This is a genomic window from Peptococcaceae bacterium (assembly GCA_024655825.1).
Lineage (GTDB): Bacteria > Bacillota > Peptococcia > DRI-13 > PHAD01 > JANLFJ01.
The window spans coordinates 65,597-86,323 of record JANLFJ010000011.1; the positions used below are offsets into that span (position 1 = coordinate 65,597).

Genomic DNA, 20,727 nt, shown 5'->3' on the forward strand with positions numbered 1-20,727 from the left:
GGAGGTGGATCATATGTTCGATCTGATTCCTTTCAGAAGGGGAAAAACCAGTTTGACCCGGGAGCCAGCCAGTATTTTTGACCTGGAGAGCGTCTTTGAGAATTTCTTTAACGATGCGCTCTGGCCGTCTCTTTACGCGGGAAGCGGGAAAATGAAAGTGGACGTAAAGGAAAAGGACAGCGAGTTCATTGTGGAGGCTGAATTGCCGGGCGTCAAGAAGGAAGAGATTGGCATCGACCTGGACGAAGACATGTTGACCATTTCGGTTAAGAGAAACGAAGAAATCGATGAAAAGAACGAGCGCTATATCCGCAGGGAAAGGAAATACGGCATGATGTCTAGAAGTTTTTCCATCGCCAATGTTGACCCGGAAAAGGCTACCGCCAAGCTGGAGAACGGCATACTTACACTGGTGCTCCCCAAGAAAAAACCGGAAGGAAAGAGATTGAAGAAGATAGAAATCAAGTAATGATCATTGCCGCCGGCGATCATGCCGGCGGTTTTTCTATGCCGTTATTCTAAGATGCAAAAAAGCTAATAAAATAAATACCAGGCACAAGCACGAGCAGAAGGAGGAGATGCGAGATGAGGGCCGAAAAACCGGAGATAAAATGGATTGGCTCCCCTTTTTTTGGCTCCCCGCGGGGAACAAAGGGAAGAAACGGGCATAAGGTCATCGCGGTTGTTGATCATATTATGGATGGCACACTGCAGGGAACGGATGCCTGGTTTAATAATGAAAAGAGCGGCGGAGCAAGTGCGCATTTTGGCGTGGGCAAAAACGGGGAAATCCACCAGTATGTGAGTCTTGGGGATGTGGCCTGGCACGCCGGCAATGTGGACGAGCCAAGCTGGGCTCTTCTCAAGCCGGACATCAATCCAAACTGGTACACGATTGGTATAGAACACGAAGGACATCCGGGGGACGTAATGCCCGAACCCCAGTTCCAGGCAACCCTTGCTCTTCACAAGTGGCTGGTGGAAATATTTAACCTGGAGGTGAACAGGGATACAATTATTGGGCATTACCGGATTGACAGCGTGTCAAGGGCAAACTGTCCTGGCCCCAATTTCCCGTGGGACCGGCTTTTTTTGGAGCTTTCAAAACCAGCAGGGCCTTTTTCCGATGTTCCACCTGACCACTGGGCTGCCCAATCCGTGGAAAGGGTTTATGAAGCGGGTATAATGAACGGCTATCCTGACGGCACTTTCAAGGGCGACCAAACTGTCACCCGCTATGAACAGGCCAGCGCTCTTGACAGGATGCTAACCCTGCTCAATAAGAAAGCAGGCGTTTGATTGACTGGGAGTACGTATTAACACGTTTCAAATTCAATAAACAAGTGAAATAACCGTTCAAGGATGATAAAATTAAAACAAGCGATGACAAGGGGGTAGTTTTGTTGAAAGAGGCAAAAAGAACGGCGGAATTAACCGGAACCTCAAAAGAAGAGATTATGAAAAAAGCGTATGAACTTGGTTTTGGTTACGAGAGGGATTTCGGCAATTGTCCCCAGTGTGTGATTGCTGCCCTTCAGGATATTTTTGGCGAGGTAGACAACGAGGTTTTTAAAGCAGGGTACGGTTTGGCGGGGGGCGGTGCGCTGCTTGGGCAGGGAACGTGCGGTGCGCTGTGTGGTGCGATGATGGTCATTTCTTCGTTGTTTGGCCGGGAGCGGGAAAGATTTGATGAAAAACCCAGGAAGGCCTATCGTTTGTCAAAGCGAGTATTTGAAAGTTTTGTTCATGAGTTTGGCAGCTGTATCTGCCGGGATGTGCAGGTCAAAATGATGGGGAGATCGTTTAATCTTTGGGATAAAGATGATTATCAGGCCTTTGAGGAGGCGGGGGGACACATAGACAAGTGCCCTCATGTGGTTGGCAAAACGGCGGCATGGGCGGCAGGCATGCTCTGGGAAGAATACTGTTATTGAAATTGTTCGGGAGGAAAAATGGAGAGTTTATCGGGCGTAGTTGAAAGGATCACTTACATCAATGAAGAGAGTGGGTTTTCCGTTATTAAAATAAGGTGCAAGGGTTTTTCCGAATTGGTGTCTGTTGTAGGGAACATGGCTGCTGTAAACGTTGGTTCAGTGGTCAGCCTCAAGGGACAGTGGAACCATGACAGCAAGTACGGCCGGCAGTTTAATGTTCATTCCTATTCCGAAACCATACCGGCCAGCGCTGCCGGAATAGAAAAATACCTTGGCAGCGGCCTGATTAAAGGAATAGGCCCGGTAAACGCCAAAAGAATAGTGAGAAGGTTCAAAGAAGACACGATCCGCGTCATCGAAGAGGAACCGGAAAAACTCACGGAAGTGGAAGGAATCGGGCAAAAGAGACTGGAAATGATCCAGAAGGCTTGGCAGGAGCATAAGGAAATCAAGAACATCATGCTCTTTCTCCAAGAATATGGAGTTTCCGCCGCTTATGCCGTCAAGATTTACAAAGCTTACGGTAATGAAAGCGTCAGGGTGGTGAAGGAAAACCCCTTCCGTTTGGCCGACGACATCTGGGGTATCGGGTTTAAAACAGCCGACAGGATTGCCGGGAAGATGGGCTTCGAGCGGGAATCTTATCCTCGATGCCGTGCCGGCTTGATTTACGTGTTAAACCAGATGTCCAACGAAGGCCACTGCTACCTGAGACGTGACCAGCTAATCAAGGAGGCGGAGAACCTCCTGGAAATATCTCCTGAAACGATCAGCAAAACGATAGACAGAATGCTGGCTGAAGACTCCCTTATTCTGGACGAAGAGGACGCTCTTTACCTACCATCTCTTTATTTCAGCGAGGAAGGCACAGCCAGGAGAATAAAGGAAATCTTAAGTCATAAAAGTAAATACAATCCTGAGCGGGTTGACGAGATAGTAGCGCAGGTTGAAAAGGAGAATAACATCGTCTACGACAGGGCGCAGGTGGAGGCCATCCGGGCTGCCGCCGCTTCCAAATTCATGGTGCTGACGGGGGGACCTGGCACGGGAAAAACAACGACAACGCTGGCCATTATCAAAGTTTTTGAAAAAATGTGGGCCCGTATACTGCTGGCGGCGCCTACCGGAAGAGCAGCCAAGAGGTTATCCGAGGCCGCAGGTATGGAGGCTAAAACCATTCACCGGCTCCTGGAATTCAAGCCTCCACACGGCTACCAGAAGAATGCTGGTAATCCGCTGGCCTGCGATGTGCTAATAATTGATGAGACGTCTATGGTCGATATTGTTTTGATGTACAACCTGCTCAGGGCGGTTCCGGATAGTGCGGTGGTTATCCTGGTAGGTGACGTCGACCAGCTTCCTTCGGTGGGACCGGGCAGCGTGCTCAAGGATTTGATCGATTCTGGAAAAGTGAAGGTTGTCCGGCTGGAAAGGATTTTCCGGCAGGCCCAGGGGAGCATGATTGTTACAAATGCTCACAGGATAAACAGGGGAGATTTTCCCCTGTTAAAGAGCGAGAAGGAAGGCGACTTCTTTTTTATCGAGGAAAATGATGCCGCCAGGGTGGTCGAGATCATCAAAAACCTTTGCTCAAGCAGGCTTCCTGCTTACTACCGGGTTGACCCAATTGACGACATCCAGGTTCTCGCACCGATGACGAGGGGAGAAGCAGGAACAAGGAATCTCAACGAAATCCTGCAGGAAACGCTGAACCCCGGCGAAAAATGCGTTTTCTACGGGGGTGTGAAATACAAGCTGGCTGACAAGGTCATGCAGGTGAAGAATAACTATGACAAAAACGTTTTCAACGGGGATATCGGCAGGATAACGGGGATAAATCAGGAAGACAGGACAGTGACAATCAGGTTTGACCAGCAAGAGGTGGAGTATGATTTAACTGAGTTGGACGAGGTTGTCCTGGCTTATGCCGCTACCATCCATAAAAGCCAGGGGAGCGAGTTCAAAATTGTGGTTGCGCCGTTATTGACACAGCATTTTATGCTCTTGCAAAGGAACTTGCTTTATACTTGCGTGACCAGGGCAAAAAAGGTCTTGGTTCTGGTCGGGTCTAAAAAAGCGCTGGCCATTGCCCTTAAAAATAATAAAGTGGAAAAAAGGAATACTCTCCTGGCCCGAAGACTTTAGTTTAAAAAACAAGAATTCCGAGCAAACCGGATAAAATGATGAGTAAGACGGGGTGGATACGCAGCCATCTCATCAGAACAAGGGCAACTGCCGCGAAGGCCAGGGGCAGCAGGCTGCTGATGGTCTCTTTGCCTACCAGGACGGCTGCTCCTGTAATCAGCGCAACAACTACGGGACGCAGGCCGCCGAAAGCGCTTTGAAAGACCGGGGTATCCTTATACTTGAGAACAAGGCCGGCCAGGGAAACAATAATGATGAAAGACGGGAAGACCACACCAAAAGTGGCAAAGACCGAACCCCAAACCCCGGCTGTTTTGAATCCTACAAAGGTGGCCGTATTGATGGCTACCGGGCCGGGGGTCATCTCCGCGACAGCCAGTATATCTGCAAACTGGTGCATGGTGAGCCAGTGGTGATTTAAGACAACCTCTTTCTGGATAAGAGGGAGCATAGCATAACCCCCGCCAAAACTAAAGGCGCCTATAAAGGCAAAGGTTAAAAAAAGTTCAAGAAGCATCAGCAGTTCTCACCTTCACGTCTTTTTAAGAAAAGGTAACGACCAACACCCCAAGCGGCACCAGTTATGATCAAGAGAATTGGATGGACCGGTAGAAAAACAAGAACGGCAAGGCACAAAATACTAATCAGGAAGTCATATGATGATTTTATGCACTTTTGCCCCAGGTTGAGGCCTGCTCCCAGGATTAAAGCCACTACCGCCGGTCGGACGCCGGCAAAGAATTTTTGCAGGATTACCTGGTTTTCCTGTGCAACCAGAAAGAGGGCTATCAAGAGTATGATTAAAAAAGAAGGAAGCGTAACTCCCAGCAAAGCGATGCCGGCTCCTGCCAGGCCGGCCAGTTTATAGCCGATGAACACAGCCGAATTGACGGCTACTGGCCCCGGGGCAGACTGGGTAACGGCGATCATATCCACAAATTCTTCAGAATTCATCCAGCCGTACTTTTGCACCACGTCCCTCTCGATAAGGGGTATCATGGCAAAGCCGCCGCCAAATGTAAAGCTGCCGATCGTAAAGAACGATAAAAATAGGCGTAAATAAAGTTTTAGCATTTTTCTCACCGTTTGATGTTTTTACTTAATTTATTATACAGCTATTTTGATATAATGAATAAATTATTTGCATAAGAAAAAAACAAGCCGTCCCTTAACGGTTGTTCACGGGACGGCTCAGCCCGTTATTGAAATATTGTCTTATCTTTTCCGAACAATGGGCCTGAAATTATCCAGAATACCTAGGACAACGTGGGCCAGCCCAAAGCCCGCAATACCCGCTCCCAGCGTTCCTCCCACCAGGGCGCCGATCCCTGTCACCGCCGCGCCTACTCCTGTGACCGCCCAGCCGGTGGTATCCTTTGGCATGCTTGAATCACCTCCCGTAATTTAGTATGCGTTAGTTTTGTAGTAAAATTCGAAGTGATTTTATAGTCGTGCCAGGAGTATAATAGAGTCAAATAAAAGTACAGCAATTATCATAAAACAACCTTACAGGCAACGGTTGTCCAAAGGAGAAAGGAGGTCTGTCATGTTTACGAAGCACTGGATGTTGAGAGAAGTTGCCCACTGCAAGGAGGGCTGCTGTAGTTTGTCCCGGGCATGACGGTAAACTGCCCCGACAAAAAAACCCGCCCAAAGGCGGGTTTTTTTGTCGGTTTGAATAACCTGTATCCCCTGGCTACAGGTACACTAAACCGTTATAACCCATTTTTATTTTATAGTAACAAAAATATCTCCTTCAATCCTGTTAATGCTAAGCTCGTTATTATCCGGGTTTACTGTCCCGTCAATACTCTGAAAGACTATCATAATTTTCACTGTGGCAGTTTCATCTGTCAAAACCATGTCTTCCGGCCTGTCATTTGGTATTCCAACGGGTTTTGGCCTTTCTCCTATGTTAGTGCCATATTTATCATACAGCGTTTGAACATACTTCAATAGATCATACTCATAGACCTTCCTATCGTTACTAAACAAGGTCAGGTAGTTCCCATTCTCAAGCAGCAATCGGATTGTTCCTTTTGCGGTGTTGATTTCTTTTATATCGGCATGATATCTAAAAGACTCCAGCCGGAAAAGGAGATCATATCCAGAAATTGATAAAGGCAAGAACCTGTCCCGGTAATAGTTAAAATATTTATCGGTTCTAACATCGCCATAAACCTCGGAAAAACCAAAGGTATCCTTCATCTGAGCCATGGTGAAACCCGCAGGGAGGTACTTTAAATCATGGAGTTTATGATACCGTTCAAAGTATCTTAATATTCCGCTGATTTCCCGTTGATCCCGTGTTTCGACGGGTCGGCTGTTGGCAACGACTTTTCCGTTTTGAATCAGATCGTACTTTGAAACAATCTGGTAAAACCTATTGCTTTGGCTAAGCTTGGAGACTTCAAAGGCATTCCAGGGACCGAAAACAGTTAAGAGGGCAATCACCGCCAGACTGATCGGGAGCATTGTATTGTTTTTCCCTTTGGTAATATTGAGAAAAACCATCACAAAAGTTGACCATAGGCCAATTATGAGTATAAAGTATCTATTTTCAGTGAAACCGAATTCACTTATGCGTATACCAATTGAGATGAACATCATGAGAAGAAGGGGAAATATCAGCTTGGTAAAGGCAGCAGTAAACACCTTTACCCATTTGTTTTGTTCCCTGAAAGGTGAAACCAGGAAGATGGCGGCAATTCCCGCAGCCGTGTAGGAAACCACCAGGTAGGAGACGATCCCTTTAGGCCAGACATGGGTGACTATAATCTTGGTGAAATAAATATATAAAACTATGGTGTAAATAGAGATGATGGGTAAAACAATGTACAAGAGCATTATTTTGATTATTTTGTTAAAATGCTCGATAGTAAAATTATCATTCCGGCAGGGCAGGTTATAAAGAAAATGCACCGGGACAAAGACTAGCCAGGCTAAAACCCAGGTTTCTCCATATATTTTTGAATTCATTTCGTTGTACAGTAAGGATTTGATGGCAAAAAGGGTGGCTACCAGGCCTAACGCCAAAACAACGGTATAAAAAGCCGTTGTAGCAGCTCTGGTAATAATGCTGGTAACATAAATCTCAAAATTATTTCTTTGGGGAAGGTAAGGAATAAAAAAGAAACAAAGGAGCATGGCGAGTGTGACCATTAATAATCGCGTAACCGCAACCATATTAGTATCGGTAAACAAAAACAGGTAGTATAGAGATAAAAATACTAATTCAGCGAGGTAGGAGCTCATTCTTAATATGAAATTTTTTTCCTGACCAAATTTCTCTATTAATAAGGCAATACTTAGGGAAAAGGGGATTCCCATGGCCATAACTCCACTTAACCTGTCAAGGATAACGTTGATATTCTTTAACTGCTCATGGGGAGTTTCAATCCGGTAAATAATTATTGCCGCTAACCCAAAGAAAAGAAGCAGGGTGACAGGAAACCTGCTGAAAGTAATAGAAAACGCATGAACACTAAATCCTAGATACCTGCGCAAGACTAAGACAAGACCTGCAACAGTCTTGTTATTTTTTTCATTAGAGATCATCGTGAATTCACCTCATATGTTTTAAAGGGCTATGTTGTATATTAGACATGAAAATGATAATACCCTGGATGTCATTTCAACATAGAAAACTGATTCTGCTAAGTATTTCCCTGGTGGTTATTATTGTATGTTCAATCTTTTTTATCGGGAATGCCTGACATATGGGTGCTCATTCTTTGAACAATCGATAGGCCAGGGAGAGGGCTTCCTGGTAGACATTTTTTAAGGGAACGCCGGCTTTTTCGGCAAGAAGGCGGCAGTCTTCATATTCGGGGGCAATATTCTTTACTTCTTTGCCCATCAGGCCCAGCTTGATGCGAACCTGACCATACGGTGTTTCCACAGAATGGCTGGATTTGCTGAGTTTGAAGCGCTTGGCCTGGTGCATGCGCACACCGATGGTGGTTGATTCGGTAAAAATAATGTCCAACAGAGGCTGGTGGTCAGGGAGGTTGCTTGTAACGGTGATCAGGGTACCCGGCCGGTTTTTTTTCATATAAACAGGGGTCATGAAAACGTCCACCGCGCCTGCCTGGAACAACCTGTCTATCATGTGGGAATAAAATTCGGGGTTCATGTCGTCAATGGTGGTTTCGATTATCGTTGAGGTGTCGGTTTCCCAATAGCTGCTCGGCATGTTGCCGATAAAAAGGCGCAGGACATTGGGGATCTCCAGGTCCCACGTTCCCGCCCCGTAGGAGATGGTTTCGACGGTAAGGGCGGGAAGGGGGATGAACTCCCTGGTCAGGGTGGTAATGATGGCGGCTCCGGTGGGTGTCAGAAGTTCGCCTCGGATACTGGTGCTGTAAAAGGAGGAACCTATTAGCAGTTCCGCCGTGGCGGGCGCGGGAACGGGCATATGTCCGTGGGCGCATTTTATCATACCGCTTCCCACATTGAGTGGAGAAGAACATATTTTTTCTATTCCCAGATAGTACAAGCAAAAAGCGGCACCGGTTATGTCTATGATGGTATCGACAGCCCCGATTTCGTGGAAGTGAACATCCTGCAAGTCACAGCCGTGGACTTTTGCCTCCGCTTCACCGAGCCGTCTGAGGATTTCGAGGGAGAGAGACTTAACGGCGGGAGATAAACGGCTGGATTCGATGAGAGCCCGGATTTCCGGGTAGTTCCGGTGGTGCCGGTTCACGCTGCGGTGCCCGTGGTTCTTGCCGCCGCCCACGTGGTTGTGGTGGTGCCCGGCCAGTTCAACGTCGAAATAAGTGGCCCTGAGGCCAGATTTGATTACGGGCCTGGCAACAAGTTTATATTCACCGTCCAGGTCCAACCCGGCAAGCTCTTTTTCCAGTTCAGCCAAGGGAACGCCGGCATCCAGGAAGGCCCCAATGATCATGTTCCCGCTGGCGCCGGAAAAGCAATCAAAATAAGCGGTTTTCATTTTTTCATCTCCTCATCCCTGTCTTCATTGATCAGGGCTGCCAGGCGGCCGGCCCCAAACCCGTTATCGATGTTCACCACGCCTACCCCGGCGGCGCAGCTGTTAAGCATGGCCAGCAGGGCGGAAAGTCCCTGAAAATTGGCGCCGTATCCCACGCTGGTCGGAACGGCCACAACAGGCCTGGCCACAAGGCCTCCTATAACGCTGGCCAGCGCGCCCTCCATTCCCGCCACGACAACGAGAACATTAGCTTCCCGTATTTTGTTTATATAGGCCAGCAGGCGGTGAATGCCTGCTACGCCCACATCGTAAAGGCGCTCGACCCTGTTCCCCATCACTTCGGCGGTGAGGGCGGCTTCTTCGGCCACTGGCAGGTCGGAAGTTCCCGCGCTGATAACCAGGATCAGTCCCTTGTTGATTTTCCCCGTCCGGCGGTTTATAATCACCATACGGGCCTGGGGGTGGTATTCGACCCGGGAAAATGTCTCCTGCAAGGCATGATAAACCTCTTCGCCGGCCCGGCTGACCAGGATGTTGCTGCTTATGGCCGCCAGGTTGGCCGCGATTTCTTTTATCTGATCGACGGTTTTTCCCGGGGCGTATATAACCTCAGGGAATTTCTGGCGAAGGTGGCGGTGGGTATCAACCCTGGCAAAGCCGAGGTCCTTGAACGGCAGTTCCTTGAGCGCTTCGCAGGCGTCTTCGATGCTGATGTTTCCTGCCCTTACCGAGTTAAGAAGTTCTATTAGCTGTTCGCGCATAACATTTCCCCCCGTCATGAATTATGGTTGCAATTTTTCATTTAGACTTCCCTGGCGGTAACCGGCAAGGTCGAGGGCTGTGTAAGCGTAGCCGAGGCGTTTGAGTTCCTGGCTGATGACTGCAGCGGTGGACGGTTCTATTACCTGGGGGAAATACTGGGGCGAGACCTCCAGGCGGGCCAGTGAACCGTGATCCCGGACCCTTATTTGGCGTTCTCCCAGGACGGTAAAGAGGAACTCCTCGGCTTTTCTGACTCGCTCCAGGGCTTCCCGCGTAATAGGGGTGCCGTAAGGCAAACGAGTGGCCAAGCAAGGCCGGGAAGGTTTGTTCCAAACGGGGAGTTCAAGCCTTTGAGCCAGCATGCGGATTTCATTCTTGCCCAGTTTTGCTTCCTGCAGGGGACTCAAGATGCCCATTTCCCGGACAGCCTGGTAACCCGGCCTGTAGTCGGAAAGGTCGTCCAGGTTGGAGCCTTCAACTACCCGGGCCAGGTTATGTTTACTGGCAATATCAAGCAAGAGACCGAGAAGGTGTTTTTTGCAGTGGTAGCAGCGTTCCGGCGTGTTGGCCGTAAATTCCGGCTTGTCCAGGATGCCGGTGTGCATGACCAGGTGACGCGCACCCAGTTGTTTTGCCGTTTCCCGGGCTTCATCTATTTCTTCCGTGGTTACCAGTTCGGAGACAGCAGTAACGGCCAGAACTTGTGCGCTGCCTAAGGCTTGTAAAGCAGCAGCCAAAAGCAGGGTGCTGTCCACCCCGCCGGAAAAAGCAACCAGCGCGCTGCCTGCGTCCTGCATGATTTCTTTCAGCTTTAAAAGCTTATCCATTTGTCGCACCCCGTTAAAAAAACCATGAAAGGACAAACCCGTCGTTTTTGGGATGAACCTTCATGGTCGCTTCAAGACTTAATATATCATCGCCTGGTTGGTGGTGTCAACACTAACGCCCACACTCGCGGACGGACTGCTTGCCGAGACGGCGCATTGCCGCTGTGTCTCAGGCATAAAGTGTTTTCCTGGTTCATAATCTATAGCTGTATTCCACCAACGTTTTGTGTAGGATATTTAGTGCCAAATGTGGGTCAAGGAGGCTGTGACTGTGTTTTTGCGCCTGGGAGTGGTAATGGGACTTGTGGCCTTTATCAATATGGTTGATACCCTGGCCTTCGGAGCACGGCTGGCGGGGGTGAGAACCCGCAGCCCTTCGCTGGCCATGTCGCTTTTTAACATTGTGGCGCTGGCTTCCCGCACGGCAAACCTTGTGCAGCTGCCGCTCGTCGCCAGCATTGTTGACAGTTACTTGCAGACAGGAACAGGGATGGCGATCCTGCCTGTTTTCAGAAACATCCTGCTTGCCAGTTCCTTGGGCGTAATGCTGGGCATTCTCTTTATCCCCCTGGCCGTGCGGGCATTTACCTGGGGGATTATCAGGATGGAAAAAACCCGTTCTGTTCCGGTGGTTATATTTGGCTTTTTCCGGCCTGAAAACATTAAAAAAGCAGCCCATTTACCACTGGCAGGGCTTAAACACCTCAAAGCCATGGAATGGACCAGCCTGCCCAGAACCTTTATCATTACAAATCCTTTACTGGTCGCTATTTATTCCGTTGGAGTCCTCTCAGCGATTTATGCAGGATACCTCCTTCCCGATTACCGCCTTACGGCCAGCCAACTATCCGGAATCATCAATGGAATTGCCACCATCCTGTTGGTTACTGTGGTGGATCCGGTTTCAGCCATGATCCAGGACGATACCCTGAAAGGGAAAAGGAGCGAGAGCGAATTGAAGACGGCAATCGGCTTTTTGGCCGCAGGTAAGTTCGTGGGGACCCTGCTTGCCCAGTTTCTCCTGCTTCCTGCAGCCGGGGTCATTGTTTTTCTGACCCGGCTGATAGCGTGAAAAGGATCTGCTGATGTCATGATGTAATATCGCCTCGCCGTTCTGGTAAAGATAATGGTGAGGTGAAAAAATGAAAAGGAAAACAGCCGGTTTTTTGGTTCTTGCTGCCTTTGGGCTGGTCGCTTTATTGTTGTATTACGGCCGATACGAATTAAGACTTGTTCCCAATGAACCTCATTTGAGGCCGGAACTGAAAGAGCCATCCCCTGGGGAACTGGATGCAAGATTTATGCTGGCGGGTGGGCCGGAACGGGACAACAGGGGCTTCCCGCAAAGAAGGATTGTCGACCTTGCTTCCCTCTTCCCGAATCTTTTTTTGAGGGAAGGACCGCAAAAAATAAAGAAGGTCGCTCTTACTTTTGACGACGGGCCTGATTCCGTGTATACACCGCAGATCCTGGACATTCTCAATGCGGAGAAAGTTAAAGGAACGTTTTTTCTCATCGGGAACCGGGCAAGACTTTTTCCGGCGGTGGTGAAAAGAATGGTGAAAGAAGGCCACGTTGTGGGAAACCACTCCATGACACATCCCAATATAGCCAAGCTAAAACCGGAGCAGGTGAAAAAGGAGCTGTTAGAAGCGGAATCAGCCCTCAAAAATCTTATCGGCTACCGGACGGCGCTTTTTCGTTCGCCTTACGGGTCGCTTGAGCCCGAAACGGTAAAACTGATCGCCTCGTACGGCTATAAAGTTATTGCCTGGAATGTGGATTCTCTGGATTGGAAAAGCCTTTCCGCCGAGCAGGTGAAATACAATATACTCGAAAATGTAAAAGAAGGGAGCATCATCCTGCAGCATTCATCGGGGAGCGAAAAGGAAAACCTGACCGGTACGGTCGGCGCGCTGCGCGACGTTATAAAAACATTGAAAAAAGAGGGTTATGAGTTTGTAACCGTTCCCCAGCTGCTCAATATACCGTATAAGAAATAAAATAGGGGCCGCAAACAATGCGTAAAAAAATGATACGGTGTATGGCCCCTGTCGAAATAATGATGTACAATTAGACAAAAGATATAGAGGGAGGAGTCTGGCATGTATATCAGTACAAGGGATAATTATGAAAAAGTACCAGCCGCCCGCGCCATCAAACTGGGGATGGTTCCTGCGGGCGGGCTCTTTGTGCCGGTTGAGGTCCCGCGCCTTAAACTTGAGGATTTTCAAGCCTTAAAAGGGGCCAGTTACCAGGAAGTGGCGGAAAGTATACTCGCGTTGTACCTGGACGGCTATACGCGGCAAGAAATAAGGAACAGCATTGCACTGGCCTATAACGACAGGCGGTTTGACAGCCCGGAAATTGTCCCTCTGCAAAAAATCAACGATCAGACCTTTGTAATGGAGCTCTGGCACGGGCCCACCGCGGCTTTCAAGGATATGGCCCTGCAGGTTATGCCTCATCTCCTGTCGCAGGCTCTCGAAAAAGTTGGTTCGGACAGGGAGATCGTTATACTGGTGGCCACATCCGGCGATACGGGCAAGGCGGCGCTGGAGGGTTTCAAAAATGTTCCCGGCATTAAGATCGTGGTTTTTTTCCCGCACCAGGGAGTGAGCAAGGTGCAGGAACTGCAGATGACGACGACGGACGGTGATAATACATACGTGGTGGCCGTCAGGGGAAATTTTGACGACTGTCAGAGCGCGGTGAAAGAGATATTCGGCAGTGTGGAGTTTAACAGAAGGCTGGAAAAACACGGCTGGGAGCTTTCCTCCGCCAATTCCATCAATTGGGGCCGACTTCTGCCGCAAATCGTGTATTACGTTTACGCTTATCTCAATTTGCTTGAAAGAAAAGAGATAAAAGAAAACGAAAAGATCAATTTCGTTGTGCCAACCGGCAATTTCGGCAATATCCTTGCTGGGTGGTACGCTGCCGCGATGGGACTTCCGGTGAACAAACTCATTTGCGCATCCAATGAAAACAGGGTCCTGACAGACTTTTTCCACACCGGGGTTTATAACCGGGCTCGCCACTTCCTGCAAACGATGAGTCCTTCCATGGACATCCTCGTTTCCAGCAATCTGGAAAGATTCCTCTATGAAATCACTGGTCATGACGGGGAGAGGATTGCCCGGTGGATGAGCGAACTGAACAAAACGGGGCGTTTCACTGCGGACAGGGAAACAATGGAAGCCATCAGCAACTTTATCGCTGCGGGTTTTGCCAGTGAAGAAGAAACCCTGGACACAATTAGAAAATACTTCATCAGTACTGGTTATACACTCGATCCCCACACGGCTGTGGGCATGAAAGTTTACGAGAAGTATGTCGAGGAAACGGGAGATGGCAGCAAAACCGTGGTGGACGCCACGGCCAGTCCGTTCAAGTTTAATGCCAGCGTGCTGAAAGCCATCAAAGGAAGCGCGTCTGTGGAAGGTAAGGATGAGTTTGCCATCCTGCGGGAGCTGAGCGAAACCACGAGGCAGTCCGTTCACCCGGCCCTGCTTGATCTGGCCCAAAGGCCCGTTCGCCATGAAAGGGTGTGTGATAAAACTGCTTTGGAAGGAGAAGTGGAGAGAATCCTCGGAATCTAATTTCCTTCTTTGTTCCGGGGCATACGAGATAAAACTGGCCGACAAGTTAAATATATAAAGCAGTAATAAAATATTCTTAAATAATTTATGCAAGACTGCATATCGATTAAATATATAAGGCAAAACGAGAAGGCCTGCGTTTTAAACCCAGGCTTTTCTTTCAAGTGAGCACCGGTTATTTGCCGGCCAGTCCTGTTACCCTGGCCCGGCCCTTGTAGACTGAGATTTCCGCGTAAATAGGGTCGAAATCATGCTCGATGTTTTTCAGGTTAAGCCTGTTGATGGGGTATTCCAGCCGGACGTAATCCCCCTGGAAGAGGCTTCGCGGGTCTACCGGTTCAACTTTTAAGGTGATCCTTTCCCCACGCAGGATGATCAGCTGGTTGTTGAAGACCATTCCAGCCAGGATAGCCAGTTGGAGGAACAGGATTAGGATAAACAGCGAGGTTTTCTTTATGGTAAAAAATTTGTTGATCATTTTATTCACCTCGCTCCATCGATTTTAACAGGGCGCGTCTTTTATTGTGACGTTTATTGTATCATTTAAATAGCCGGAACCTTTTGGGCCGGAGTTTCGTCTGAATAATATTGGAGGTGCCTGGAGTGGGGCGATTGATACATATAAAAAGCCTGACCAAAAAATACCGCCTGGGACAGGATATTATTACCGCACTGGATAATGTCGATCTTGAGGTTTCCAGGGGGGAACTGTTGTGCATTCTTGGTACATCGGGTTCAGGGAAAAGCACTCTCCTCCACGTTATGGCCGGGTTGGAGCGCCCTACCAGGGGTAACGTTGTCTTTAGGGACATCAATCTCACCAAGATGAAGGAGAAGAACATGGCCACTTTCCGGCGCAGGCATATGGGTTTTATTTTCCAATCCTATTACCTGTTGCCCAGGCTCTCGGCCCTGGAAAACGTAGCCCTTCCCCTGGTTTTTGACGGGGTTGAGAAGAAGGAAAGAATGGAAAGGGCGCGTGATCTGCTTGTACAGGTTGGGTTGAAAGACCGCCTGAAGAATAAGCCGACGGAGATGAGCGGCGGGCAGCAGCAGCGGGTCTGTATAGCCAGGGCGCTGGTCAACAATCCAGAGGTCATTTTTGCCGACGAGCCGACAGGCAATCTTGATACAAAGACGTCTGCCGAAATCATGACGATTCTTACGGAAAAGGTGAAATCGTCCGGCGTTACGCTGATCATGGTGACGCATGACCTGGAGATAGCCGCTTATGCCGACCGTGTCGCTCATATGGTGGACGGAAAGATCACGGAAATAAAAAAGAGGAGCGTGCTGGCGTGAGAAAAAAGAAGCTGCGGTTTACCAAATACGTTATAACAGCCTTGGCAGCGGCATGGTTAATGATAGTCCCTTATTATATTCCCCTGGAGGCGGCTACCCTTGAAATCAACACAATTAACCCGATCATACTGATAGAGAAGGCCAGCATGGAGCAGGCCGTGGCAGGAAGCGAGTTCAGTTTGGGGATTTCACTCCGTAATATTTCCAACAACCCTGGATTTGATCTGGCGTTATCATTCAAGGTGGAAGGAACTGACGGACTGGCGCCTTTCAGCTTGGTATCCGGCCAGTCGACGGCCATTGAAAAAATCGAAGGCAACGAAGCAAGAACCGTTCTGCTCAGGTTTTCTGTCGATTCCGCAGCACAAAACAAGGATTATAAGCTGGTAGTCAGCCTGACGGGTAAAAACGCCTTGATGCAGGAGGTTGTCAATTCCGTCACGGTGATAACTGTACCGGTAACCTTTGATATAACCAAGCCGGTCCTGTTGGTAACTTGGATTGGAATAAACCCGGAGTACCCCGATCCTGCCGGGGAGTTTGATGTGAATATCAAGGTTGAGAACTTGAGCAAGACTACTGACGCGCGCAATATTGTAATGCTTCTGGAGGGTGCGGATAATTTTGAGGTCAGGGAGATCAGCAACAAGAAGAATATCGACAAACTTGGGAAAGGCGAGGAAAAAATCGTCACCTACCGGTTAAGAGCAAAGGACACGCGCAGCGATAACACCATCAAGCTGACCATGGAATTTGATTACCTGGGCAGCGAGTCCAGTAAAGCGGAAGAGACCCTCAATCTTCCGCTGCCCTGGGAGGAAGTAGGCATTGGCGCAACCCCCTGGGTGATTGTCAAAAAGTATACACTGTCGGCTGAAAAGGTGCTGGCCGGAAACACCGTGAACCTCAAACTGTTTATTGAGAACACAAACCAGCGGCCGGTGAAAAACGTCAAAATATCCCTTGGGGTCATCACCATCGAGGAGACCAGCAGCACCACGGGTACCAGAACAACCACCGGGGGCACGGTTTTCTCGCCGGTAAACAGCAGCAACAGCTTTTACTTGGATTCCATTCCGGGCAAGACGACAGTGGAAAAGGATATAGACCTGTACGTGGACCCCAATGCCGCCGCCAAAACCTACATCGTGCCGGTGGAGATAAAATACGAGGACCGCAAAGGCAAGACCCTGGAATGCGAAGAACTGGTCAATATACCAGTAACCCAGGAATGCAAGCTGAATGTGCTTTCAGTGCAGGTTCCTTCCCAGGGATTTGTCGGCCAGCCCATTCAATTGCAGGCGGAGTTTGTCAATGTGGGCAAAGTGGCCCTGAGTAATTTCATGGTGAACCTGGAGGGCGATTTTTCTAAAGAAAACGGGACTTATTACGTGGGCAGCCTGGATATTGGGGTGAATGATTTCTTTCAGGGGACGATCATCCCGCAGGCTGAAGGAAAACTGGAAGGGATGCTGGTGTTCTCGTACATTGACAACAACAACAAGGACGTGCGGGTGGAGAAACCGTTTTCGATAGAAATACAAGACCGCCCTGTTTTGCAGCCCGGCATGAACGGGGAGGCAGCAAAGCCGGGAATAACCGGTACAAGGACGGGAACGCAGGTAAAGGTAGGCACACCGCAGAAAGGCGGAATCCTGGCGTTTTTAAGAACCCATTGGTTTAACATACTGCTGGTTTTGTTTATTCTCCTGGAAACAGTGTACATCTGGCGGCTGAAAAAGAAAAAAACAGGTGAGGAGTTCTTTGATGAACAGGTTTGACCTTTTGGGGCTGGCGCAGAAAAACCTGTGGCGCAGGAAAATACGAACCATCTTGACTACCCTGGGTGTGGTAATCGGGACAACATCCATTGTGGTCATGCTTTCCCTGGGGATAGGTCTCAACGAAATGCAGCGCCAGAACATGGAGCGGTGGGGGAGCCTGACCATGATCCGGGTCCAGCAAGGGATGATTTTTGACGACGAAGGCAATCCCCTCAAAGAAGGAAAGCAGCTCAATGATGAAGCGGTGGAGGAACTGAAAGGCATGGAAGGTGTTGTGGCCGTATCCCCTGCTTATTATTTCGGAGGTGAGGCACGGTTCGGCCGGAAGAGGGGGAGCCTTACCCTCGTTGGCCTGGAGCCGGAAACCATGGCCAAGCTGGAATTTACTGCTTGGCAGGGAAGGCTGCTGGAAGAAAATGATAGAAACGTGATGGTTGTAGGTAAAGATGTGATCAACCGCTTCCGTGACGAGGCTTTTATCAGGATGATGAGGGAGGGCCGGATAACGGGGCAGCGGTTGACCCAGGGAGAGGAGCAGGACCCGTCAGAGATGCTTAACCAGCGCGTTTCGATGACCATGTACACGGGCAACCGGGAGAATAAAAGGCTGTTTAATTTCCTGGTGGTTGGAATCCTCGAAGGGGAAAGGACTGAGAATTCCAGCGAGGCCTTTGTTCCCATTGAGGACCTAAGGAGGATGCGCAGATACATGTCCACCGGAAACCAGGGAACAATAACCAGAGTCGTGCAGGGTAAAGCGATGGTTTCCAGGAGTGCGACGGGCATGGTTTCCAGCAGACAAAACGCTGCCCAGCGAGATCCGGACGCGTATGACTACATACTTGTGCGCGCCGGTAATGTTGAACAGTCGCGAGAGCTTTCCGAAACGATTAAAAAACTGGGTTACAGCACCTGGTCCATGGTTGACCAGCTTGAGGGCATTGAAAAGACTTCGCGAACCATACAGGCCATTTTAGGCGGCATCGGAAGCATTACCCTGCTGGTGGCGGCCCTGGGCATAACCAACACGATGATCATGTCTATTTATGAAAGGACCAGGGAAATCGGCATTATGAAAGTTATCGGCGCTTCCTTCCGGGACATCCACGCATTGTTTTTAGCGGAAGCCGGCTTGATCGGTTTTTTCGGTGGGGCTTTTGGCCTGGTGGTCAGTTATGTGGTTTCTTATGTAATTAACCAGTTAAGCCGAGATTTCATGAACAGGGGCATGCCTCCCGGCGCTGAAACTACCGGGATTTCATTGATACCGCCGTGGCTCGCGCTTTTTGCCCTGGCGTTTTCTGTTATGGTGGGGATAGCGGCGGGCTTGTACCCGGCTTATCGGGCTGTGCGGCTGAGCCCGATTAACGCGATTAGAAACGAATAATATGGCGAGGCGACTTGTCTTTTAGCTCCCGTCTTCGGGCTCGCCCATTAATAAACCCTGTGCCTGTGGCAGCAGGGTTTTATTAATGGATAAAAAACAAGAAAGGACGGGAGGAAGGCGGAATACCTGCGCTTTATTTGGTATACCGGTTGGCGAGGCTGCTGGCCGCGGTGGCAAAGGGTTTGATTTTCACATCGAAGCCCAGGCCGCTGACGCGGTTGACCATTTCTTTGATTAATTCTTTAGTAGGGCCGCTCTGCCCGATGTCGAGGTGGATTTCCAGGTCCAGATGATGCTTCAACCCGTGCGAAAGGATAGTGTCAAAGATCACATTGAGGTGGTCGGGTGTGAACATGTAGGCGACTTCAAGCGTGAAGGCCGTTTCCAGGCTTATTTTTTCTCGTAACGATTTTATATTGCGGGGGATTACCACTTCCCTGATAAAGCCGACGGCTCCTTTGCCCACCCTGTGTACAAGGATTCCCGTCACGAAATGAGACCTTGTTCTTACCTGCGAGTCTGTTCCGATGGCAATGCGGTAAGAGGCCGTAGGGTCGTCCTTGATGAAATTAAGAATCCTGTCAAACATTTCCTGGAAGCTCAAGTTTTCCTGCCGCGTGTTGCGAAATGTGTGGCCGGCCTTAGCCATGTTGACGGAATAAATGGCAATCACCTTCTAAGGTTTATTATTAATTATAGCACATGGTGCAACTCTTTATTATCGGAACCGAATAAGTTTTATTCGTAATTTCTGCCAACCGACGATAACAGCCTACCGTAAGAGGCGGCAGGCTGTCTCGATTTCCCGGAGGGTTCATTATGTATCAAGAATCAGGCTTCATTGCCAATTCTTTTTACGACATACGAAGCAACCAGGAAAATTGCGGCGATGTTGAGCAAGGCAATCATTGCTTCCTCCTCTGGTTAGTATAAAAATTTAGGACCACATTGTACTAAATGATTTTACTACTTATAATATGAGGTGTCAATAAAAATGCGGGTAAAAAAGTGGTGAATATTTCGGATGTGCCTTCTGTTGATAGCCTACCAGCATCATCCTGCCTATTCCTTGGTCATAGCGGCTAACAGGGACGAGTTCTATGAACGTCCTACTGCTGCCGCCCGCTTTTGGGAGGACTGCCCGTGGATTCTCGCCGGGCGCGACCTGGAACAAATGGGAACCTGGCTTGGTATAACCCGAAACGGGCGTTTCGCGGCTGTTACGAATTTTCGCAATCCAGCCTTAAACATGGAGGGGGCGAAGTCGCGGGGCGAACTGGTGAGCCGCTTTTTGCGCGAAAACCAGCAGCCCCGGAAGTACCTGGAAACGGTGAGAGACGAAAGGGGACTCTATAATGCTTTTAATCTCCTGGTGGGAGACAGGAATTCGCTGTTTTATTACGGTAAGACTGAAAACCGGATCAGAAAGCTTAGTCCTGGCGTTTACGGTTTAAGCAACAGCCTGCTTGATACCCCGTGGCCCAAAGTGGTCAAAGGGAAAAACGCCCTGGAAAAATACTTGCAGCTAAGTGGCAGCATTGATCCAGAGCCCCTTTTTAGCATTCTGGCTGACGGGAAGCCGGCTCCGGACGAGGAACTCCCTTCTACCGGGGTAGACCTGGAGTGGGAACGCCTTTTGTCTTCAATTTTCATAGCTGGCAAGAATTACGGAACACGTTCATCGAGTATAATCACAATGGATAGGAAGGGACACGTTGTCTTTCTTGAGAGGAGTTTCCACACTCACAACCCCAAAGAGTGGGAAGAAGTCGTTTTCGAGTTTGATGTATCAACTCCTTAATTACGAAACAGGGGTGTTTAAATAATGGCGAAAAAAACAAAAAGGATCAGTGCTTCCGACCTTCTGTTCCTTATTTTGATGATGGCCTGGCTCTATGAGCTTGACCTGACGCGACTCACACCGGCTAGGTATGCCGGGCTGGCCGCAGCCGTTATTTGGTTTGTTCTTTTTTTTGAGCTAATTGCTATGTTCAGGGGGCCAAACAGCACAAGCGTTGAAAGGAACG

At 49.1% G+C, this 20,727-nt stretch carries 21 protein-coding genes; 12 read left to right on the forward strand and 9 right to left on the reverse strand.

Annotated features, from left to right (window positions below; all coding sequences use genetic code 11):
- The first annotated feature begins 13 nt into the window (after positions 1-13).
- The 4 genes from NUV48_06115 (at position 14) to NUV48_06130 (ending at position 4,079) form a co-directional block, all read left to right on the forward strand.
- Positions 14-469 carry an Hsp20/alpha crystallin family protein gene (locus NUV48_06115; GenBank protein MCR4441711.1) on the forward strand — a complete coding sequence of 152 codons (456 nt, stop codon included), beginning with the start codon at positions 14-16 and terminating at the stop codon, positions 467-469.
- Positions 470-585: 116 nt separating this feature from the next.
- Positions 586-1,299 (forward strand): N-acetylmuramoyl-L-alanine amidase, encoded by a 714-nt coding sequence (locus NUV48_06120; GenBank protein MCR4441712.1) that lies wholly within the window; start codon positions 586-588, stop codon positions 1,297-1,299.
- 104 nt (positions 1,300-1,403) lie between these two features.
- The gene (locus NUV48_06125) at positions 1,404-1,934 is read left to right on the forward strand and encodes a C-GCAxxG-C-C family protein (protein MCR4441713.1); all 531 of its coding nucleotides are present in this window, start codon (positions 1,404-1,406) and stop codon (positions 1,932-1,934) included.
- Between the two features lie 18 nt (positions 1,935-1,952).
- On the forward strand, positions 1,953-4,079 hold the full coding sequence (locus tag NUV48_06130; protein ID MCR4441714.1) for an ATP-dependent RecD-like DNA helicase: 2,127 nt from the start codon (positions 1,953-1,955) through the stop codon (positions 4,077-4,079).
- A gap of 1 nt (position 4,080) precedes the next feature.
- Here NUV48_06130 and NUV48_06135 read toward each other — a convergent pair whose 3' ends face one another.
- The 7 genes from NUV48_06135 to larE form a co-directional block, all read right to left on the reverse strand.
- A complete protein-coding gene (locus tag NUV48_06135) occupies positions 4,081-4,596 on the reverse strand; it encodes a chromate transporter (protein MCR4441715.1) in 516 nt (171 codons plus the stop codon).
- Entirely contained in the window at positions 4,596-5,153 is a 558-nt protein-coding gene (locus tag NUV48_06140; protein MCR4441716.1) for a chromate transporter, read from the reverse strand. Before NUV48_06140 ends, NUV48_06135 begins: the two co-directional genes overlap by 1 nt.
- A 141-nt stretch (positions 5,154-5,294) precedes the next feature.
- Positions 5,295-5,462, reverse strand: a complete 168-nt coding sequence (locus tag NUV48_06145; GenBank protein MCR4441717.1) for a hypothetical protein — start codon at positions 5,460-5,462, stop codon at positions 5,295-5,297.
- Positions 5,463-5,807: 345 nt separating this feature from the next.
- Positions 5,808-7,637, reverse strand: coding sequence for a DUF4153 domain-containing protein (locus NUV48_06150; GenBank protein MCR4441718.1), 1,830 nt, complete (start codon positions 7,635-7,637; stop codon positions 5,808-5,810).
- Between the two features lie 169 nt (positions 7,638-7,806).
- On the reverse strand, positions 7,807-9,036 hold the full coding sequence (larC, locus tag NUV48_06155) for a nickel pincer cofactor biosynthesis protein LarC (GenBank protein MCR4441719.1): 1,230 nt from the start codon (positions 9,034-9,036) through the stop codon (positions 7,807-7,809).
- Entirely contained in the window at positions 9,033-9,797 is a 765-nt protein-coding gene (gene larB / locus NUV48_06160; GenBank protein ID MCR4441720.1) for a nickel pincer cofactor biosynthesis protein LarB, read from the reverse strand. Before larB ends, larC begins: the two co-directional genes overlap by 4 nt.
- 21 nt (positions 9,798-9,818) lie before the next feature.
- Positions 9,819-10,625: an ATP-dependent sacrificial sulfur transferase LarE gene (larE, locus tag NUV48_06165; protein ID MCR4441721.1), complete on the reverse strand. Its 807-nt coding sequence runs from the start codon at positions 10,623-10,625 to the stop codon at positions 9,819-9,821.
- 265 nt (positions 10,626-10,890) lie between these two features.
- Between larE and NUV48_06170 the strand changes: the two genes are divergently transcribed.
- The 3 genes from NUV48_06170 to thrC all read left to right on the forward strand — a co-directional run bounded on the left by NUV48_06170 (position 10,891) and on the right by thrC (position 14,227).
- Positions 10,891-11,697 (forward strand): lipid II flippase Amj family protein, encoded by an 807-nt coding sequence (locus tag NUV48_06170; GenBank protein ID MCR4441722.1) that lies wholly within the window; start codon positions 10,891-10,893, stop codon positions 11,695-11,697.
- 70 nt (positions 11,698-11,767) lie between these two features.
- Positions 11,768-12,628 carry a polysaccharide deacetylase family protein gene (locus tag NUV48_06175; GenBank protein MCR4441723.1) on the forward strand — a complete coding sequence of 287 codons (861 nt, stop codon included), beginning with the start codon at positions 11,768-11,770 and terminating at the stop codon, positions 12,626-12,628.
- 102 nt (positions 12,629-12,730) lie between these two features.
- The gene (gene thrC / locus NUV48_06180; GenBank protein MCR4441724.1) at positions 12,731-14,227 is read left to right on the forward strand and encodes a threonine synthase; all 1,497 of its coding nucleotides are present in this window, start codon (positions 12,731-12,733) and stop codon (positions 14,225-14,227) included.
- 175 nt (positions 14,228-14,402) lie between these two features.
- Here thrC and NUV48_06185 read toward each other — a convergent pair whose 3' ends face one another.
- Positions 14,403-14,705, reverse strand: a complete 303-nt coding sequence (locus tag NUV48_06185) for a GDYXXLXY domain-containing protein (GenBank protein MCR4441725.1) — start codon at positions 14,703-14,705, stop codon at positions 14,403-14,405.
- Between the two features lie 125 nt (positions 14,706-14,830).
- Here NUV48_06185 and NUV48_06190 point away from each other — a divergent pair, with 125 nt between their 5' ends.
- Genes NUV48_06190 through NUV48_06200 form a run of 3 tightly spaced genes read left to right on the forward strand, consistent with a single transcriptional unit; the run spans position 14,831 to position 18,700 of the window.
- A complete protein-coding gene (locus NUV48_06190; GenBank protein ID MCR4441726.1) occupies positions 14,831-15,529 on the forward strand; it encodes an ABC transporter ATP-binding protein in 699 nt (232 codons plus the stop codon).
- Positions 15,526-17,310 carry a hypothetical protein gene (locus tag NUV48_06195; GenBank protein MCR4441727.1) on the forward strand — a complete coding sequence of 595 codons (1,785 nt, stop codon included), beginning with the start codon at positions 15,526-15,528 and terminating at the stop codon, positions 17,308-17,310. Before NUV48_06190 ends, NUV48_06195 begins: the two co-directional genes overlap by 4 nt.
- Complete coding sequence (locus NUV48_06200) at positions 17,297-18,700, forward strand: ABC transporter permease (protein MCR4441728.1); 1,404 nt, start codon at positions 17,297-17,299, stop codon at positions 18,698-18,700. Before NUV48_06195 ends, NUV48_06200 begins: the two co-directional genes overlap by 14 nt.
- Before the next feature lie 133 nt (positions 18,701-18,833).
- Here NUV48_06200 and NUV48_06205 read toward each other — a convergent pair whose 3' ends face one another.
- The gene (locus NUV48_06205; GenBank protein MCR4441729.1) at positions 18,834-19,304 is read right to left on the reverse strand and encodes a ribonuclease H-like YkuK family protein; all 471 of its coding nucleotides are present in this window, start codon (positions 19,302-19,304) and stop codon (positions 18,834-18,836) included.
- Between the two features lie 420 nt (positions 19,305-19,724).
- Here NUV48_06205 and NUV48_06210 point away from each other — a divergent pair, with 420 nt between their 5' ends.
- On the forward strand, positions 19,725-20,501 hold the full coding sequence (locus tag NUV48_06210) for an NRDE family protein (GenBank protein ID MCR4441730.1): 777 nt from the start codon (positions 19,725-19,727) through the stop codon (positions 20,499-20,501).
- Positions 20,502-20,525: 24 nt separating this feature from the next.
- Positions 20,526-20,727: hypothetical protein (locus NUV48_06215; GenBank protein MCR4441731.1), on the forward strand; the 202-nt coding region annotated here is incomplete at its 3' end.

Bases quoted from the DNA above. Each gene is read 5' to 3' on its own strand.
- larB (MCR4441720.1), bottom strand. From the start codon at position 9,797: ATGCGCGAACAGCTAATAGAACTTCTTAACTCGGTAAGGGCAGGAAAC.
- NUV48_06210 (MCR4441730.1), top strand. From the start codon at position 19,725: ATGTGCCTTCTGTTGATAGCCTACCAGCATCATCCTGCCTATTCCTTG.
- NUV48_06140 (MCR4441716.1), bottom strand. From the start codon at position 5,153: ATGCTAAAACTTTATTTACGCCTATTTTTATCGTTCTTTACGATCGGC.
- NUV48_06120 (MCR4441712.1), top strand. From the start codon at position 586: ATGAGGGCCGAAAAACCGGAGATAAAATGGATTGGCTCCCCTTTTTTT.
- thrC (MCR4441724.1), top strand. From the start codon at position 12,731: ATGTATATCAGTACAAGGGATAATTATGAAAAAGTACCAGCCGCCCGC.
- NUV48_06150 (MCR4441718.1), bottom strand. From the start codon at position 7,637: ATGATCTCTAATGAAAAAAATAACAAGACTGTTGCAGGTCTTGTCTTA.
- NUV48_06200 (MCR4441728.1), top strand. From the start codon at position 17,297: ATGAACAGGTTTGACCTTTTGGGGCTGGCGCAGAAAAACCTGTGGCGC.
- larC (MCR4441719.1), bottom strand. From the start codon at position 9,036: ATGAAAACCGCTTATTTTGATTGCTTTTCCGGCGCCAGCGGGAACATG.
- larE (MCR4441721.1), bottom strand. From the start codon at position 10,625: ATGGATAAGCTTTTAAAGCTGAAAGAAATCATGCAGGACGCAGGCAGC.
- NUV48_06130 (MCR4441714.1), top strand. From the start codon at position 1,953: ATGGAGAGTTTATCGGGCGTAGTTGAAAGGATCACTTACATCAATGAA.
- NUV48_06175 (MCR4441723.1), top strand. From the start codon at position 11,768: ATGAAAAGGAAAACAGCCGGTTTTTTGGTTCTTGCTGCCTTTGGGCTG.
- NUV48_06185 (MCR4441725.1), bottom strand. From the start codon at position 14,705: ATGATCAACAAATTTTTTACCATAAAGAAAACCTCGCTGTTTATCCTA.
- NUV48_06135 (MCR4441715.1), bottom strand. From the start codon at position 4,596: ATGCTTCTTGAACTTTTTTTAACCTTTGCCTTTATAGGCGCCTTTAGT.
- NUV48_06115 (MCR4441711.1), top strand. From the start codon at position 14: ATGTTCGATCTGATTCCTTTCAGAAGGGGAAAAACCAGTTTGACCCGG.
- NUV48_06145 (MCR4441717.1), bottom strand. From the start codon at position 5,462: ATGCCAAAGGATACCACCGGCTGGGCGGTCACAGGAGTAGGCGCGGCG.